The sequence below is a fragment of the Streptomyces sp. P3 genome (assembly GCF_003032475.1).
Taxonomy (GTDB): Bacteria; Actinomycetota; Actinomycetes; order Streptomycetales; family Streptomycetaceae; genus Streptomyces.
This window is the reverse complement of the sequence record NZ_CP028369.1, coordinates 9,715,101-9,729,595: the sequence shown is the minus strand read 5'-3', so window position 1 is coordinate 9,729,595 and position 14,495 is coordinate 9,715,101. Positions and strand designations below refer to the sequence as shown.

The window sequence follows — 14,495 nt, the reverse complement described above, 5'->3', positions numbered from 1 at the left end:
TGCGCACCGCCTTGCGCGCCGGGACCGGATACCCGTGGTCCCACCGCGACGAGACGGCGCAGGCCGCCGGTCTCACGGAGGCGGAAGTGCTGCGCACCGCCGGCGATCGGGCGACGGCGGACTGGAGCCCGGGGCGTGACGAGGCGGCGAAGCTCCCCGCGCCGCCGCGGGCGGCCCACCCGGCCCGCCCGCGGCGCGCAGACCCCGTCACGGCGGTCCGTCGCCCCCGGCCATGGCCTCGGGCTCGTCGGACTGCTCTTCCACCAGCGCGGCGGGGCGCCGCACCACGAGGTTCCGCACCTCGTACGACATCTCCTTCACCTGCGGAGCCGGCGCCGGATGGTAGCGGCCCGCGCACACCGACAGGTTGACGATGAGGTAGGCGTGCCAGGTACGTCCCACGCCGCGGCGGTCGGCGAACACCCGGCTGCCGTTCACCCACCAGACCACGGACCGGGAGCCGAACTCGACGCGCAGGTCGATCCACGCGCCGGGGCTGACAGCAGAGTCGCGGTAGTAGAGGTTGCCGCCACGAACGTTGTTGGTCAGCTCCAGGAGATCGGGGTTGTCGGGGTGGTACTCGAAGACGTCGATCTCCTGATCGCCGTCCCGCCAGGTCCAGATGGCCGGCCAGGCCCCGACCTCACGCGGCAGCCTGACCCGCGCCTCGAGCACGTCCCCAGCCCGGACGGTGAAGTCCTCCTCGCTGCCCTCCGTGGTGAGCAGGCCGGTTTTCCAGAAGCCGTCCGCGCGGCGGGTGGCGCGGAAGGTGCCCGAGCGGCTGTAGGAGGGATCAGCGGTGAGGTGATCGAGTTTGTTGTCGCCGGGGTTGACCGGTCCACCGTTCGGATACGCCCACGAACGCCCCGCCACCCATTGGCGGGTGGAGGTGAAGTCCGCCGTGAAGACGATCTCGGGTCCGGACCGGATCCCCTCTGCCGACGGCGTTCCGTCGCATGCAGGATTGTCCATGCGCGGATGCTGCTCCGCATATGACGTCGGCATGCAGATGGCGAGGAATTCCACGGCAATGACAACACCCGCGAGTGAACCGCTCGGTTGAACCTCGGATTCCCGTCCCACGGGGCGATCCCGCCTTTGACGTAGGGGACTCGCCCGTCGCCTTTCGGCATGGCCGGCGCCCGACCGCAGTCGTCCGGGTGAGAAATCACCCGCCCGGCAGTTCCTGGGAAGATTCCTTCGAAGGCTTCATTCCCATGGCCCGCACGGTGACCATGGGCCGAGCGGCACGAGCGCCGCTTGCCTCAGTCCCGTCCGATCGACGGTTCTCGCCGGCTTGCCCCTCGGCCGGTCGCCGAAGGCTTCCCCCTCTTCCGCCGGCCCAGTGGGAACGGCCCGTTTCGACCAGGGATCTCCAGGATCTGTTCCGTTTGAAGGGGAGCTCGAAAAGCCGGGAGAAGAGCCATGCCGCAAGCAGGGAGACCGGCAGGGCAAGGACGATCGTGAACCAGAAGGTGGGCAGGCCCGGCGACACGAAATGCGGGGCCACGCGCCGGATCACGGCCAGGACGATCGGCAGATGGATCAGGTAGAGGCTGTAGGAGAACTCACCGAGAATCCGAAGGGGGCGCGCGGTCAGCAGTCGCACGAGGACGGCGGGTCCGCCGGTGGCCACGGCAGCGATCAGCATGGTCATGGCGGGAGCGACGGCGAGATCCACCCAGAAGTAGTGCGTCAGCGTCCACACGGAACCCTTGATGACGCCGAGGGCGAGGACGGGCAGGGCGGCCAGGACGGCGAACCATCCCCATGGCAGACGCCGGACCCGGTCCGACGCGGCGACGACTCCGGCGCCCACCATGCCGACGACGAACACGGGCGCGAGATGCGGAGTGAGCCAGTTCTCGCCCTCCACCGGGGTTCCGCCCGGCGCCATCAGGCCGCGCACCACCACCGGGAGGGTCACCAGCGCGACCAGAAGAGCCGCGCCCGTCCGCCGCCGCACGAACAGGAGGAGAGGGAAGACTGCGTAGAGTTCCGCCTCCACCGCGATCGACCAGAAGGCGCCGTTCGGGGTCGGCGCCGTGAAAACGTCCTGACCGAGCAGACCGTAGACCAGAACGGACCCGCCGGTAGGCGGTCCGGAATGCGATGCCGGTACCACGAACCACGCGATGACCAGGCTCATGCACAACGCCGCCCAATACGGCGGCAGGATCCGCCAGGCGCGCCGACGCATGTACTCGGCGACCCCCTCCGACCGCCAACCGTGACGCGCCGGGGAAATCGCCAGGGAGAATCCGGACAGCACCAGAAAGAAGACGACCGCGAGGCGCCCGTACATCAGCCCGTCGAGCCATCGAGGGGCGGAGCTGTCGGGATATCCGGGGAAGGTGTACAGCCAGCAGTGGAACAGCACCACATAGAGGGCGGCCAGACCCCGGAGACCGTCAAGGCCCTGCACTTGCCGACGGACGGGTGACCCGCTCACCTTGTTCTCCTGCGCCGGTGGGGCGGCTGGAGCGAGAGCGCCACGGAGCGCACGGCTCGAATCCACTGAAATCCTTCAACTCTTTCCTCGGACACCGCATTGTCGCGCGCCGACCTGGCCCGCGGTCGCCGCGCGCTGCGGCGGCGTGACCAGCGGACGTCCACCGACCCGCTCTTCCCGTGCACGGGAGGGGACACAGCGCCCCCCGCAGAGGACTGGTACGCGGGGGCCCGTTGCGCCGTTCAACGGGACAGTCCGCATCCGTTCGGATGTGTACATCATCGGGATGTTCAGAGTATTCTTCCTTCCTCCGAGCGGCGACTGAAGGGGGTGGCGTATGGTCCGGCTGTCCCGGGCCCAGCAGCAGGAGCGCACGCGTGCGACCGTGCTGGCCGCGGCGAGGGCGGAGTTCACCGAGCGCGGCTACGCGGCTGCGAAGGTCGACGAGATCGCCGACCGGGCCGAGTTGACCCGTGGCGCGGTGTACTCCAACTTCCCGAGCAAACGCGCGCTCTATCTGGCGGTGCTGGGCGATATGGCTGACAGGGCCGAGGTGGCCGAGCCCGGCGTCACCGTGGAGGTTCCGTCTGCGGTCCCGTCCACCGCCCCGTCCCTGGCCGAGGCGCTCGGCGCGTTCGCCCGTGCCCGCCTCGAACGACTCCCCCTCGTCGGCGACGCACCCCTCGGGCACTTGCAGCTGCGCTCCCTGGCCGGTGTGCTCGACGACGAACCGATCCGTACCGCGTTCGGGCAGGTGACCCGGCTGGAGGCGCTGCTGCTGGCGCTCGCGCTGGAGTCGCGGACGCCGGCCGGGACCCGCCCGGTCCGGCAGGTACGGCGGGCGGACTTGGTGCTGAGACTGCTGGACGGGCCGGGCGCGTCGGTCGGTCCGTCGCTCGTGTCCGGCGATCCCTTCGACATCGCCGATGCCTGCGCGCATCTCGGCGACCTCGCACTCGCCGACCGCTGGGATCCCCCGCACCTGCCCCACATCTCCCCGGCCCAGGCCTGCCGCGAGCCGTGGACCCCGCCGGACGAGCTGCGGGATCTGATCAGCGGCCGCCCGGTCGGGTTCGACGAGGACGGCGTCATCGTGGTCCTCGGCAGCCACCGGCTGGAGGCCGTCGAGGAGTGCTTCCGTGCCGCACGAGCCGGTGACCTGGTCACGGTGGCCGTGGCGACGGCCGACCCGGCCGAGACCGGACGCCTCGTACGGCTGCGGATCGACGACTTCGCCGGGTGCCTGCGGCGGGTGTTCGCCCCGGACGCACGGCCGCGTCTGCGTCTCGTCCTCGACGACGGCGGCCGGCTGGCGTCCGCCCTCGGCGTACCGGACGCCGACGACGCCGCCGAACACGCGGTGCGCGTAAGCCAGCGGACGCTCGTCGCCCGGGCCCACGGCAGGGGCGCCGGACATGCCGCCGCCACCGCCTCCGCAGGCCGCCCGAGCCCGTACCTCTCCCACACCGCACCCGATGGGGCCGCACCATGACGCAGCGCGTTTCGTCCCAGCCGTCCGGCACCGGCCTGCTGGTGCTCCACTCCCTGCGCTGCGCCGGCTTCTCCGGCCGGGCGGCGGTCGCCGCGGTGACCGGGCTCGCCGAGTCCGACGTGGAGTCGGAGTTGATCGACCTCGCCGTCGCGGGACTCGTCACCCGTACCCCGGGCGACTTCGGCGGATGGGGCCTCACGGAGGCCGGCCGGACCGCTGACGCGGAAAGGATCGCCGACGAGCTGGCGAGGACCGGCGCCAGGGCCACGGTGACCGCGGCGTTCGAGCGGTTCCTCGTCCTCAATCCCGAACTGCTCGACCTCTGCACGGCATGGCAGACGCGCACCGCCGACGGCGTCATGACGATGAACGACCACACCGACGCCGCCTACGACGCACGGGTCCTGGACCGTTTCACGGACTTCCACCGGCGTGCCGATCCCGTCTGCGCGCAACTGTCCGCGGGGTTGCCCCGGTTCCAGCGGTACCCCGTCCGGCTGACCGCGGCGCTCGCCCGCGCGAAGGGCGGGGAACGGGAGCACCTGACGGACAGCACGACCTCCTATCACAGCGTGTGGTTCCAGCTCCACGAGGACCTGCTGGCCACGCTCGGCATCCCACGCCACTGACCGTGAGGATGTTCGTGAGCGTCTCCCGGCGGGGTCTGACCCAGCCCCAGCCCCAGCCACGACTACACGAAGACGACGACATGACGATGTGGATCCACCCGCTGTCGGCAGAGGTCGGGGAATCGGCGGAGGTTCTGGGCGGCAAGGCACACGGCCTGGTCGTGCTCGGGCGTCTCGGCCTGCCCGTCCCGCCGGGGTTCGTCATCAGCACACGGGCGTGCCGCGCCTTCTTCCGGGACGGGCGGCTACCGAGCGGCCTCGCCTGCGAACTGGCGGCCGCGGTCGCCGGCCTCGAGGCCGCGACGCACCGCGGACTGGGCGCGGCCGAAAGGCCGTTGACGGTGTCGGTCCGCTCCGGCGCGAGCGTGTCGATGCCCGGGATGATGAGCACCGTCCTCAACCTCGGACTGACCGCCGAGGCCACCACGGCGCTCGCCGACGAGACGGGCGACCTGCGCTTCGCGCTCGACTCACGCCTGCGGTTCCTGGCCGGCTTCGCCTCCGAGGTCCTCGGTGTCGGCCGGGAGCGCCTGGCCGCCGCCGCCCGGGCGATCGCCGAGCAGGACACCGGTGCCGGCACCGGAAGTGGCCCCGGCACCGGCCGACTCGCCGAGGCGATCCGGGACGTCGAGCGGATCGTCCGGGAGCACAGCGGTGCCCCCGTGCCCGACGAGCCGACCCGGCAGTTGGAACTCGCGATCGCCGCCGTGTTCTCCTCGTGGCACACCCCGCGCGCGCAGACCTACCGTGCGCTGCACGGCATCCCGGGCGACCTCGGCACGGCCGTGACCGTGCAGGCGATGGTGTACGGCAACCGGGGCCGGCGCAGCGGGACCGGTGTCGCGTTCAGCCGAGATCCCAACACCGGCGAGCCGGCGCCGTTCGGTGAGGTCCTCTTCGGGGGCCAGGGCGACGACGTCGTAGCGGGCCGGTCGCTGAGCCGGCCGCTGCCCGAACTGGCCGACCGGGAGCCCACCGTGTGGGCCCGGCTGCTGAACGCCCTGGACCGGCTCGAGGAGCACTACCGCGACGCGTGCCACGTGGAGTTCACCTTCGAGGAGGGCGAGCTGTGGATCCTCCAGGTGCGCCCGGGGCGGTTCGTGGGGCGTGCCGCGGTCCGCGTCGCGGTCGACCTCGCCGATGCCGGCACGATCGGGCGCGACGAGGCGATCCTGCGGGTCTCCCCGCAGCATCTCCAGCACGTACGAACGTCGCGGATCGCGGTCGACGACGCGCGGGACGTCCTCACACGGGGACTCGGAGCGTGTCCCGGCGTCGCGGCCGGCAGGGTGGCCACGACGGCCGACAACGCGGCGCGGCTGGCGGCCCAGGGGCCGGTCGTCCTGGTGCGCCCGGAGACCTCACCGCTCGACATGCACGGCCTGGCCGCCGCCGCGGGAGTCGTCACCGCTCTCGGCGGCCCGACGAGTCACGCGGCCGTCGTAGCGCGGGCGATGGGGAAGCCGGCCGTGGTGGGAGCCGCGGACCTCACCGTCGAGGACGGCATCGGCGTGCGGGCAGGGGGCCGCGCCCTGCCCGAGGGGACCCTCATCGCCATCGACGGCACCGGCGGAGAGGTCGTCGTCGGCGACCCTCGCGTCGTCTCGGCCGCGACCGACCCGCAACTGCGCCGTTTGCTCACCTGGGCCGACGAGATCGCGGACCCCCACGGGGCGGACGCCGACGAAGCACGACGCCTCGCCTCGGCGCGAACCGTCCTGCTCCGGCGTCAGGGGGCTTCCGGATCCTGACCGGGCGACGTGCCCGGACCCCCGGGACGTCGAGGGAGCGCCCCGCTGGCGGTGATCGGTGGCAGGTGGTCGGCCGGGCGGCGCCGCCGAAGAACCGCAGACGCGGCACTCGCTCGGGTGTGATGTGGCCGCGTCCGTGCGTCAGCCGCTCACCGGGCCGGCCGCCGACCGGTCAGTCCGCGGGCAGGCCGAACCAGCGGAGGAGTACGGGCCGGGCGTCGTCCGGTGCGTCCTCCGGTCCGCGGGCATACCGTGCGAGCAGGGCCAGATAGTCGTCGTGGAATGCGTCCAGCTCACCCTTCGTGAGGTGGGTCAGGCTGCGTGAACCCCGCATCCATCCTTGGGACTCCGCCTGCCGGGCGGTGAACTGCCGGGCGAGCTCGAGGTCCTCCTCCATCCTCATCCGCTCCAGCTCGGCCGACAGGACGCGCTCGGCCTCCGTCAGCTCGCCCTGCGGCGGTCGGCGGATGTCGAGGCCGCGCACGCCACGCCACCAGCGCTCACGCCCGGTGGAGCGCTCGGGGATGTCTTCGACGAGACCACTGCGCTCCAGCATGCGCAGGTGGTAGCTGAGCGTCCCGGTGTTCTCGCCGAGGGCGGCGGCCAGCGTGGTCGAGGTGGCCGGCCCCGCCGTGCCGAGGTGGCGGAGTATCCGCAGGCGCAGGGGGTGCGAGAGGGCCTTGAGCACCTCGGGGCTGTCGACCGTGCGCCGACCGGCGGCTTGCGCTCTGCGCTCTTGCGTCATGACGACAGTCTATCCCTCCGGCAGAGACTTCTCTGCAGACCTTCCTCTGCAGAGAAATATCTGCAATGCTGGATCCATGACGCCGAACCGAGTGACCTTGAAACGCGTAGTCCGTCTCTTCGCACGTGCTGTCGCAGGGGCACTGCTCGCCGGTCCCGCCCTGGGCGCCGCACCCGCGCAGGGAGCCGAACAGGGCGCGGTCCCCTCCGGGTTCGACTTCTCCGCCTGCCCCACCGCCGATGAGCTGCCCACGGGTGCGGACCCGGGCACCTGGCGCTGCGAGGTCATGCACGCCACGGGACATCTGCGCCTGGGCGCCGTCGACGAGCCGGTCGCCGAGCCCATGGAGATCACCTTCGCGGAAGGTCGTGTGCACGGTGAATTCCGTCAGGTCTTCGGGGAGATGACCGCGGCGCCCCTCCGGGTCGCGGGCACCCCGTTGTCCCTGACCCCGCAGTACGGCGGCTACTCGGACTTCCTGTCCGACGACACCCGGCGCGGCGAGTTCGACATCAGATTCGCCGTGGGCCTTGCCCACGGGCTGCCGGCCCTGCCGGCGCCGGGCTGCTCGGTGGGCAGCGACGAGGACGCGGTCCATCTGATACTCAAGGACACCGAGCCGACCCGGGTGGTGTCCAAGGATCCCCTGGTCGTCTCCTTCGGTGCCCGGGACGCGGAGTTCGCCGCCCCGCGCACCAGCGGTTGCGGCCCCCTGGGCCGCGTACTCGACCGAGTCCTGGGACTGCCGTCCACAGCGGGGGCGAACTCCTTCGACATGGCGGTCACGGTGGCCATACGGCCCTACCTCTAGGCCGGCGGGGCCCGCACCCGCCGAGAGTGCGGGCCTCGCCGTCAGTGCCCGGATCCGTGGCGGCCGCCCAGTTGGTCGCGGTGCCGCGGATCGCCCAGGTGCGTGCCTTCGTCGAAGACGGGCGCCGCCTTGGCCTGTGCCTTCGTCCTCGTCACCTGCACGATACGGGCGTCGTGGTCGACGCCCATGACGGCGTCCGACGGGATCACCACGTCCTTGCCGAGAACCCACAGGCCGGTGTGCACCACGAGGAACCGCGGACCCAGGTCCCTCGAGTACTTGCTGACCTTGCCGAGGTGACCGTCCGTGGCGTCCACCTGATATCCGGTCAGGTCGTCGTCCGCGGTGTGACCCGCCGTCGGCACGCGGTGCGCGTCGCGTTCGCTCACGATGTCCTCCCTGTCGTCCTGGCCCTTCGGGTGCCCGCTGAGGCGCCTCGCAGACGTGCGGGACCATGCCGACGGGCGACGCGGGCGTTGCTCTGCGACGGCGCCTTCCGCTCCCCGGCGCCCGTCGACGTCGCGTACCGGCGCGGCAGTTCGAGATCCACGCGTTCGCCGTCGGCGCGGCCCTGCTAGCCTCCAGCGCACCTCGACCCCCGTCGGCCGGCCAGCGGCCGATGGCCACCGGCCCACTCCCGAAGGACCATCTCACCGCCATGCCCGACGGCACGCGCCCGACGACCGCAGCCCGCGACTGGACCGACCGTCTGGGCCGGTTCGGGTATGCGGCGCCTCCCCGGAGCGACGTCCGTGAGCGTCTGGTTCCGCCTTTCCCGGAGCCGGGCACGCGCGTCTGGGAGCGCCTGGGTCTCAGCCCCGCACGGGCGTACCGGGTCGCGCGGGCGATGGGCTGGGTGGGTCCCGTGCTCGTCGCCCTCCTCGCCGGAGCGATCCGATTCCGGCGGCTCGGCCGGCCGCACGAACTCGTCTTCGACGAGACCTACTACGCCAAGGACGCCTGGGCGCTGCTGCGGCTGGGTTACGAGGGCACCTGGCCGGACCGCAAGATCGCCGACCCGGACATCCTGGCCGATCCCCGGACGATCCCCCTCACCGACGCCGGGGCGTTCGTCGCGCATCCGCCGACGGGCAAGTGGGTGATCGCCCTCGGGGAAGGGGCCTTCGGACTCGATCCGTTCGGATGGCGCTTCATGACGGCGGTGCTGGGCACGCTGTCGGTGCTGATGCTGTGCCGCACGGGGCGGCGTCTGTTCCGTTCGACGGTGCTGGGATGCCTGGCCGGCCTCCTGATGGCGATGGACGGCCTGCACTACGTGATGAGCCGCGTCGCTCTGCTCGACCTCATCGTCATGTTCTTCGTGCTGGCGGCGTTCGCCTGCCTGCTCATCGACCGGGACCGGGCACGGGCGCGACTCGCGGCAGCCCTGCCGGTGGGTTCCGACGGCCGGGCCGGACCGGACGAGGACGCCGCGGCCCGGACCGGGACGGGTCTGCGTCCGTGGCGCCTGGCAGCCGGCTTTTTTCTGGGGCTGGCGGCGTCGACGAAGTGGAACGGCCTGTACTTCCTGGTCTTCTTCGTCGTCCTGACCGTGTTGTGGGACGTCGGCGCCCGTCGCACGGCGGGGGCCCGTCGCCCGTACCGCGCGGTGCTGCGCAAGGACTTCGGCTGGTCGCTGCTGTCCCTCGCTCCCGTCGCCGTGGTGACCTATCTGGTGACCTGGACCGGCTGGTTCCTGTCCGACGACGGTTACGGGCGGCACTGGGCGGACGGGCGCGGCGGCCCATGGTCGTGGATACCCGCTCCCCTGCGCAGCCTGTGGCACTACGAACACGCCGTCTACCGGTTCAACGTGGGGCTGGACACCTTCCACAAGTACGAGTCGAATCCCTGGAGTTGGCTGGTTCTCGGCCGTCCGGTGCTGTTCTCCTACCAGTCACCGAAGGCCGGCCGGGACGGCTGCCACACGGCGTCCGACTGCTCACAGGCGATCCTCGCTCTGGGCACCCCGCTCCTGTGGTGGTCGGCGTGCTGCGCGCTGGTGTACCTGCTCTTCAGGTGGGCCCTGCGCCGCGACTGGCGGGCGGGTGCCGTCCTGTGCGCGGTGGGGGCCGGTTACCTTCCGTGGTTCCTTTACCAGGACCGTACGGTCTTCGCCTTCTACGCCGTCGTGTTCGTGCCGTACCTGTGCCTGGCCGTGGCGATGATGCTGGGCGCGCTGTCAGGTCCGCCGGGTGCGGACGAAAGGCGGCGCACGCGGGGTGCGGTCGCCGCGGGCGTGCTGGTGCTGCTCATCGCCTGGAACTTCATCTATTTCTTCCCGGTCTACACGGGGCAGACGATTCCGTACGCCGACTGGCACGCCCGCATGTGGCTCGACACCTGGGTCTGAGCCGTCCCGCCGAACCCGGGCCCGCGTCAGCAGGGATCAGCGTCGGCCGGCCGTCTCCCGGCCGACGCGGTACAACTCCTGCGAGGTGGCGATCAGTTCGCGGCGTTCCTTCTTGGATCCCACCATGGGCTGGGAGCCGTTCAGGGACACCTGGGCGCTCTCGGGCAGGAAACGGACCGTGACCAGCCCGATGACGCCGGCCGCCATGAGGTAGAAGGCGGGCATCATGTCGTTTCCGGTGAGGCTCACGAGCGCCTCGGTGACCAGCGGGGTGGTGCCGCCGAACGCCGCGACCGCGAAGTTGAAGCCGATGCCCATTGCGGCGTAGCGGACGGCCGTCGGGAACAGCGCCGGCAGCGTCGCGGCGCTCGGCGCGGCGAAACACGCCAGCAGGGTGGACAGGATCAGCACCCCGAAGACGGGCGGCCACGTTCCTTCCATCTTGATCAACAGGAAGGAGGGGACGGCGAGGAGGATCATGCCCGCCGCCGCGTAGCCGTAGAGGGGGCGTCGGCCGACGTGGTCGCTGAGCCTGCCGAGGAAGGTGATCAGCAGCACGATCCAGACCATGCCGGTCAGTACGAGGACGTCCGCGGACGTGCTGGAGCGGCCGAGGGTCTCCGTCTGATAGGTGGGCAGGAAGCCCGTGACCATGTAGTTGGTGACGTTGTAGAGCAGCACCAGGCCCGTGCAGATGAGCAGGCCGCGCCAGTGGTCCCTGACGATGGTCTTGAACTCGGTGCCCGCCGACTCCTTGGCGAGGCTCTGCTCGTGTTCGTCGAGTTGCTGCTGGAAGGCGGGTGACTCCTCCAGCTTGAGGCGCATGTAGAGACCGATCACCCCGAGCGGGCCCGCGATCAGGAACGGGATCCGCCAGCCCCACGACAGCATCTGCGCGTCGCTGAGGGCGAGATTCAGTGCGGTGACCAGGGCGGAACCGAGCGCGTAACCGACGAAGGTGCCGAAGTCGAGCCAGCTGGAGAGGAAGCCTCGGCGGCGGTCGGGTGAGTACTCGGCGACGAAGGTGGTGGCGCCCCCGTACTCACCGCCGGTGGAGAACCCCTGCAGCATCCGGGCGAGCAGCAGCAGGATCGGCGCGGCGATGCCGATCGTGGCGTAGCTGGGGATGAGGCCGATGGCGAACGTGCCGACCGCCATCATGATCATGGTGGTCGCGAGTACCTTCTGCCGGCCGAGCCGGTCCCCGAGCGGGCCGAAGACCAGGCCGCCCAGCGGGCGTACGACGAACGCCGCCGCGAAGGTGGCGAAGGACGAGATCACCTGCGCGGCGGGCGACGCCCCCGGGAAGAAGACCTTGCCGATGGTGGCCGCGAGATAGCTGTAGACGCCGAAGTCGAACCACTCCATGCAGTTGCCGAGCGCCGAGGCGCCCACCGCCCGTCGCAGCAGTGGCGGTTCGACGACCTGCACGTCCTCGTCGCGGAAGGGACGCCTGTTCCGCTTCAGCCTGCGTGTGAGGTCCTGGCGGACCTGTGCGGGCAGACCTGCCGTCCCGTGTTGCCCGGACCGAGTTGGTTCGGGCTGCCCGTCGGTCTGTACGTCAGCCACTGCCGTTCCTTACCCGTCGTGCGTGAGCGGCCCGTGCGCAGCCTGAGGCACTGGGCGACTTCTGTGCGTACAGACCCTGCTGCCCCCTTTCACACGGCGCATGCGGTGACCGCGGCCACACCCCGACATCCGAGTGGCGCCCGCGGCTCAGGTGGCGGTCGGCCAGGTCCGCAGCAGTGCGGCGATCCTTCTGGGCGACGCCGTGGGCGAAGCGGTGTCGTTGACACCGCCGCCGACGCCCAGCTCGGACTCGGGGAAGGAGCCCATGATCGTGTCGGTCGCCGGGGAGATGCTCAGTCCGAGCGCGAGGCCAGCATCATCAGCGGCGCCAGGAAGGCCCCGTACGTCGACCCCTTGTCGATCTGGGTGAGCAGGAACATGCCCGCCGTGCCGACGGTCATGCCGGTCACGACCATCACCTTCACCCCCGGCTTCGGGGTGAGTGCCCCGGTCACCGCGGACCCGAGGAACACCGCACCGCCCAGCGGCAGCAGCCTAGGCCCGTGTCCAGGGCGTCGTAGCCGAGGACGAACTGCAGGAACTGCGTCGAGTAGTAGAGCACGGCGAACATACCGAAGAAGAAGAACATCACCGCGAGCATCGAGCCGCTGAAGGGACGCAGCGTGAACTTTCGGACGTTCAGCATCGGGTGCGGGTGCCGCAGCTCCCAGGCGACGAAGGCGACCAGACCGGCACCGGCGACCACGGCGGCGGTGACGGGGCCGGCGCCCCAGCCGAAGTGCGGGCCCTCGATGGCGGCGTAGATCAGGGAGCCGACGGAGACGATCGACAGCAGACCACCGACGTAGTCGATCCGGCCCATGCCCTCCGCCTTGGACGGCGGTACCAGGGCGAGCGCGGCGAGCACGGCGACGACGGCGATCGGCACGTTGATCAGGAAGGTCGAGCCCCAGGCGTGGTCCTCGAGCAGCCAGCCGGAGACCAGCGGGCCGACGGCTACCGCCACCCCGGAGGTCGCGGCCCAGGCGGTGATGGCCTTGACCCGCTCGCTCCGGGGGAAGGTCGCGACCAGCAGGGACAGCGTGGCCGGCATCACGACCGCGGCACCGAAACCCATGATCGCGCGGGCCGCGATGACCAGCGAGGTCTCGTCGACCACCCGCGCCCGGATCCTCGACGCGGCTCGGCGGGAACTGACCCGCGACCCCGACAGCCGCCTGGAGGACATCGCCGGTGCCGCCGGTGTGGCCCGGCGCACCGTGTACGTCCACTTCGCCGGCCGGGCCGCGCTCGTCGAGGGCCTGGCCGCCGAGGCCGCGGAGGCGATCCGGCGCGCCGTCGCGGGTGCCCCGGCCCCGACCTCCGACGGCGTCGCGGACCTGGCGCGGTTCGTCCTCATGGTGTGGCCCGTCGGCGACCGCTACCGCACCCTCATCCGGCTGACCCGCGGCCAGGACCTCGCACGCGCACGCGTCGACGAACTGCTGACCCCCGCCCGCGACATGGCGACGAGGGTCTTCGCCCACGGCCGCCGACAGGGTGTCTTCCAGACCACCGTCCCGCCCGACCCGCTCACCCGAGCCATCGAGGCCCAACTGCTGGCCCTGCTCGACTGCGTCGACCGCGGCCTGTGGTCCGACGACGGCACCGGCGCCGCCACCGCCGCCCTCATCGCCGCCGGAGTCGCCCCGGACACCGCCGCCGCGACGGTCGATCACGTACGGAGGTCCGGGTCCGGGTCGCCCCCGAGTCCCGTCTGAAACCCGTGCCCGCACCTCACTCGCACTCACACAAATGGCCGCCCCCAACTCCCTGTCCCGCGAAGCCGCAAGTCGGTCACCTTCCGCCGCGATGACGCCCGGGACACCTCGTCGAACGGGTCGGCCGGAGAGGAATCAGGTGCCGTGGGCCGGAAGAGCCGTAGCCATCGCCGACGCAGCCTCCTCGACCACCGCGCTCGCCCGATCCTCCGGCACGCCGGCCGCGATGAGGGTGGCCGTGGCGATCCGGTGCCCGTCGTCCTCCAGCGCGCCGGTGTTGACGGACTCCACCAGAGCCACGATCAACGCCATCAGGCCTGCGCTCTGCACGGCCGGCGGCAGATGGGAGTGGAAGACGCCGTCCCGCTGTCCGCGCTCCAGGATCCCGGTGGCGGCCTCCCGGGCCGGCGCGAGCACCTCGGCGACGCGCTCGGAGCCGAGGTCCCGCCGGGTGAGCGCCAGCAGCATGCGGTAGCGGTCGCCCACGGGCCACATCCGGAGTACGAACCGCGCCAACGCCTGCTCGGCCGACTCCCCCGACTCCGGCCCGGCCCCCACCGTGTTCCGCAACGTCTCGGCGGCTTCCTCGGCGAGCGCCTCCAGCAGCGCCGCCCGCCCCGGGAAGTGCCCGAAGAGGGTGCGCCGGACGACCCCGGCGGCCCGCGCCACCTCCTCCAGCGTGACATCGGGGTTCCGCCCCAGCTCCTCACGGGCCGTGGCCAGGATGCGCGCGCGGTTGGACCGCGAATTACGGCGCAGCGGCTCGCGGGCCACGTGCTTGCTCACGGAGAACCTCGCAGCATCAAAGGACGGACGAACGGCCCCCCATTTTGTCACGCCGAGCCGAAGCCCCCGCGCCCCACCGGCCGCCGCCTCACACGGGACCCGCCCCACCTCGTGGCCCGAAGCTCGGCCGACGCGGAACCGAGCGCCCCCGGTGCGGCCCTCGCGCTTGTTCCTCGACGAGAGCCC

At 71.5% G+C, this 14,495-nt stretch carries 12 protein-coding genes and 1 pseudogene; 6 read left to right on the top strand and 7 right to left on the bottom strand.

The window, feature by feature from the left end; all coding sequences use genetic code 11:
• Positions 1-207: 207 nt before the first annotated feature.
• Entirely contained in the window at positions 208-972 is a 765-nt protein-coding gene (locus C6376_RS43055; RefSeq protein ID WP_107448604.1) for a beta-glucanase, read from the bottom strand.
• A gap of 196 nt (positions 973-1,168) precedes the next feature.
• Complete coding sequence (locus C6376_RS43050) at positions 1,169-2,452, bottom strand: acyltransferase (protein WP_254076306.1); 1,284 nt, start codon at positions 2,450-2,452, stop codon at positions 1,169-1,171.
• 337 nt (positions 2,453-2,789) lie between these two features.
• Between C6376_RS43050 and C6376_RS43045 the strand changes: the two genes are divergently transcribed.
• The 3 genes from C6376_RS43045 (at position 2,790) to C6376_RS43035 (ending at position 6,324) form a co-directional block, all read left to right on the top strand.
• Positions 2,790-3,944: a helix-turn-helix domain-containing protein gene (locus C6376_RS43045; protein ID WP_107448602.1), complete on the top strand. Its 1,155-nt coding sequence runs from the start codon at positions 2,790-2,792 to the stop codon at positions 3,942-3,944.
• Positions 3,941-4,573 carry a transcriptional regulator gene (locus C6376_RS43040; RefSeq protein WP_107448601.1) on the top strand — a complete coding sequence of 211 codons (633 nt, stop codon included), beginning with the start codon at positions 3,941-3,943 and terminating at the stop codon, positions 4,571-4,573. Before C6376_RS43045 ends, C6376_RS43040 begins: the two co-directional genes overlap by 4 nt.
• Before the next feature lie 80 nt (positions 4,574-4,653).
• Positions 4,654-6,324, top strand: a complete 1,671-nt coding sequence (locus C6376_RS43035; RefSeq protein ID WP_107448600.1) for a pyruvate, phosphate dikinase — start codon at positions 4,654-4,656, stop codon at positions 6,322-6,324.
• A gap of 172 nt (positions 6,325-6,496) precedes the next feature.
• Here C6376_RS43035 and C6376_RS43030 read toward each other — a convergent pair whose 3' ends face one another.
• Positions 6,497-7,069 (bottom strand): transcriptional regulator, encoded by a 573-nt coding sequence (locus tag C6376_RS43030; RefSeq protein WP_107448599.1) that lies wholly within the window; start codon positions 7,067-7,069, stop codon positions 6,497-6,499.
• A gap of 76 nt (positions 7,070-7,145) precedes the next feature.
• Between C6376_RS43030 and C6376_RS43025 the strand changes: the two genes are divergently transcribed.
• Complete coding sequence (locus C6376_RS43025; RefSeq protein WP_107448598.1) at positions 7,146-7,880, top strand: hypothetical protein; 735 nt, start codon at positions 7,146-7,148, stop codon at positions 7,878-7,880.
• A gap of 41 nt (positions 7,881-7,921) precedes the next feature.
• Here C6376_RS43025 and C6376_RS43020 read toward each other — a convergent pair whose 3' ends face one another.
• Positions 7,922-8,269 carry a PRC-barrel domain containing protein gene (locus tag C6376_RS43020; protein WP_254076305.1) on the bottom strand — a complete coding sequence of 116 codons (348 nt, stop codon included), beginning with the start codon at positions 8,267-8,269 and terminating at the stop codon, positions 7,922-7,924.
• A gap of 269 nt (positions 8,270-8,538) precedes the next feature.
• Here C6376_RS43020 and C6376_RS43015 point away from each other — a divergent pair, with 269 nt between their 5' ends.
• Positions 8,539-10,233 (top strand): dolichyl-phosphate-mannose--protein mannosyltransferase, encoded by a 1,695-nt coding sequence (locus tag C6376_RS43015; protein WP_173985843.1) that lies wholly within the window; start codon positions 8,539-8,541, stop codon positions 10,231-10,233.
• A gap of 36 nt (positions 10,234-10,269) precedes the next feature.
• Here C6376_RS43015 and C6376_RS43010 read toward each other — a convergent pair whose 3' ends face one another.
• Both C6376_RS43010 and C6376_RS43005 read right to left on the bottom strand, forming a co-directional pair.
• The gene (locus tag C6376_RS43010; RefSeq protein WP_254076461.1) at positions 10,270-11,736 is read right to left on the bottom strand and encodes an MFS transporter; all 1,467 of its coding nucleotides are present in this window, start codon (positions 11,734-11,736) and stop codon (positions 10,270-10,272) included.
• A gap of 276 nt (positions 11,737-12,012) precedes the next feature.
• A pseudogene (locus tag C6376_RS43005) lies at positions 12,013-12,922 on the bottom strand (MFS transporter); the annotation flags it as partial.
• On the opposite strand from C6376_RS43005, the gene C6376_RS43000 reads away from it, so the two are divergent.
• Positions 12,897-13,523, top strand: coding sequence for a TetR/AcrR family transcriptional regulator (locus C6376_RS43000; protein WP_254076304.1), 627 nt, complete (start codon positions 12,897-12,899; stop codon positions 13,521-13,523). The pseudogene C6376_RS43005 and the gene C6376_RS43000 sit on opposite strands and share 26 nt — an antisense overlap.
• Before the next feature lie 135 nt (positions 13,524-13,658).
• Here the strand turns inward: C6376_RS43000 and C6376_RS42995 are convergent, their stop codons facing one another.
• Positions 13,659-14,309 (bottom strand): TetR/AcrR family transcriptional regulator, encoded by a 651-nt coding sequence (locus C6376_RS42995; RefSeq protein ID WP_107448596.1) that lies wholly within the window; start codon positions 14,307-14,309, stop codon positions 13,659-13,661.
• Positions 14,310-14,495 lie beyond the last annotated feature (186 nt).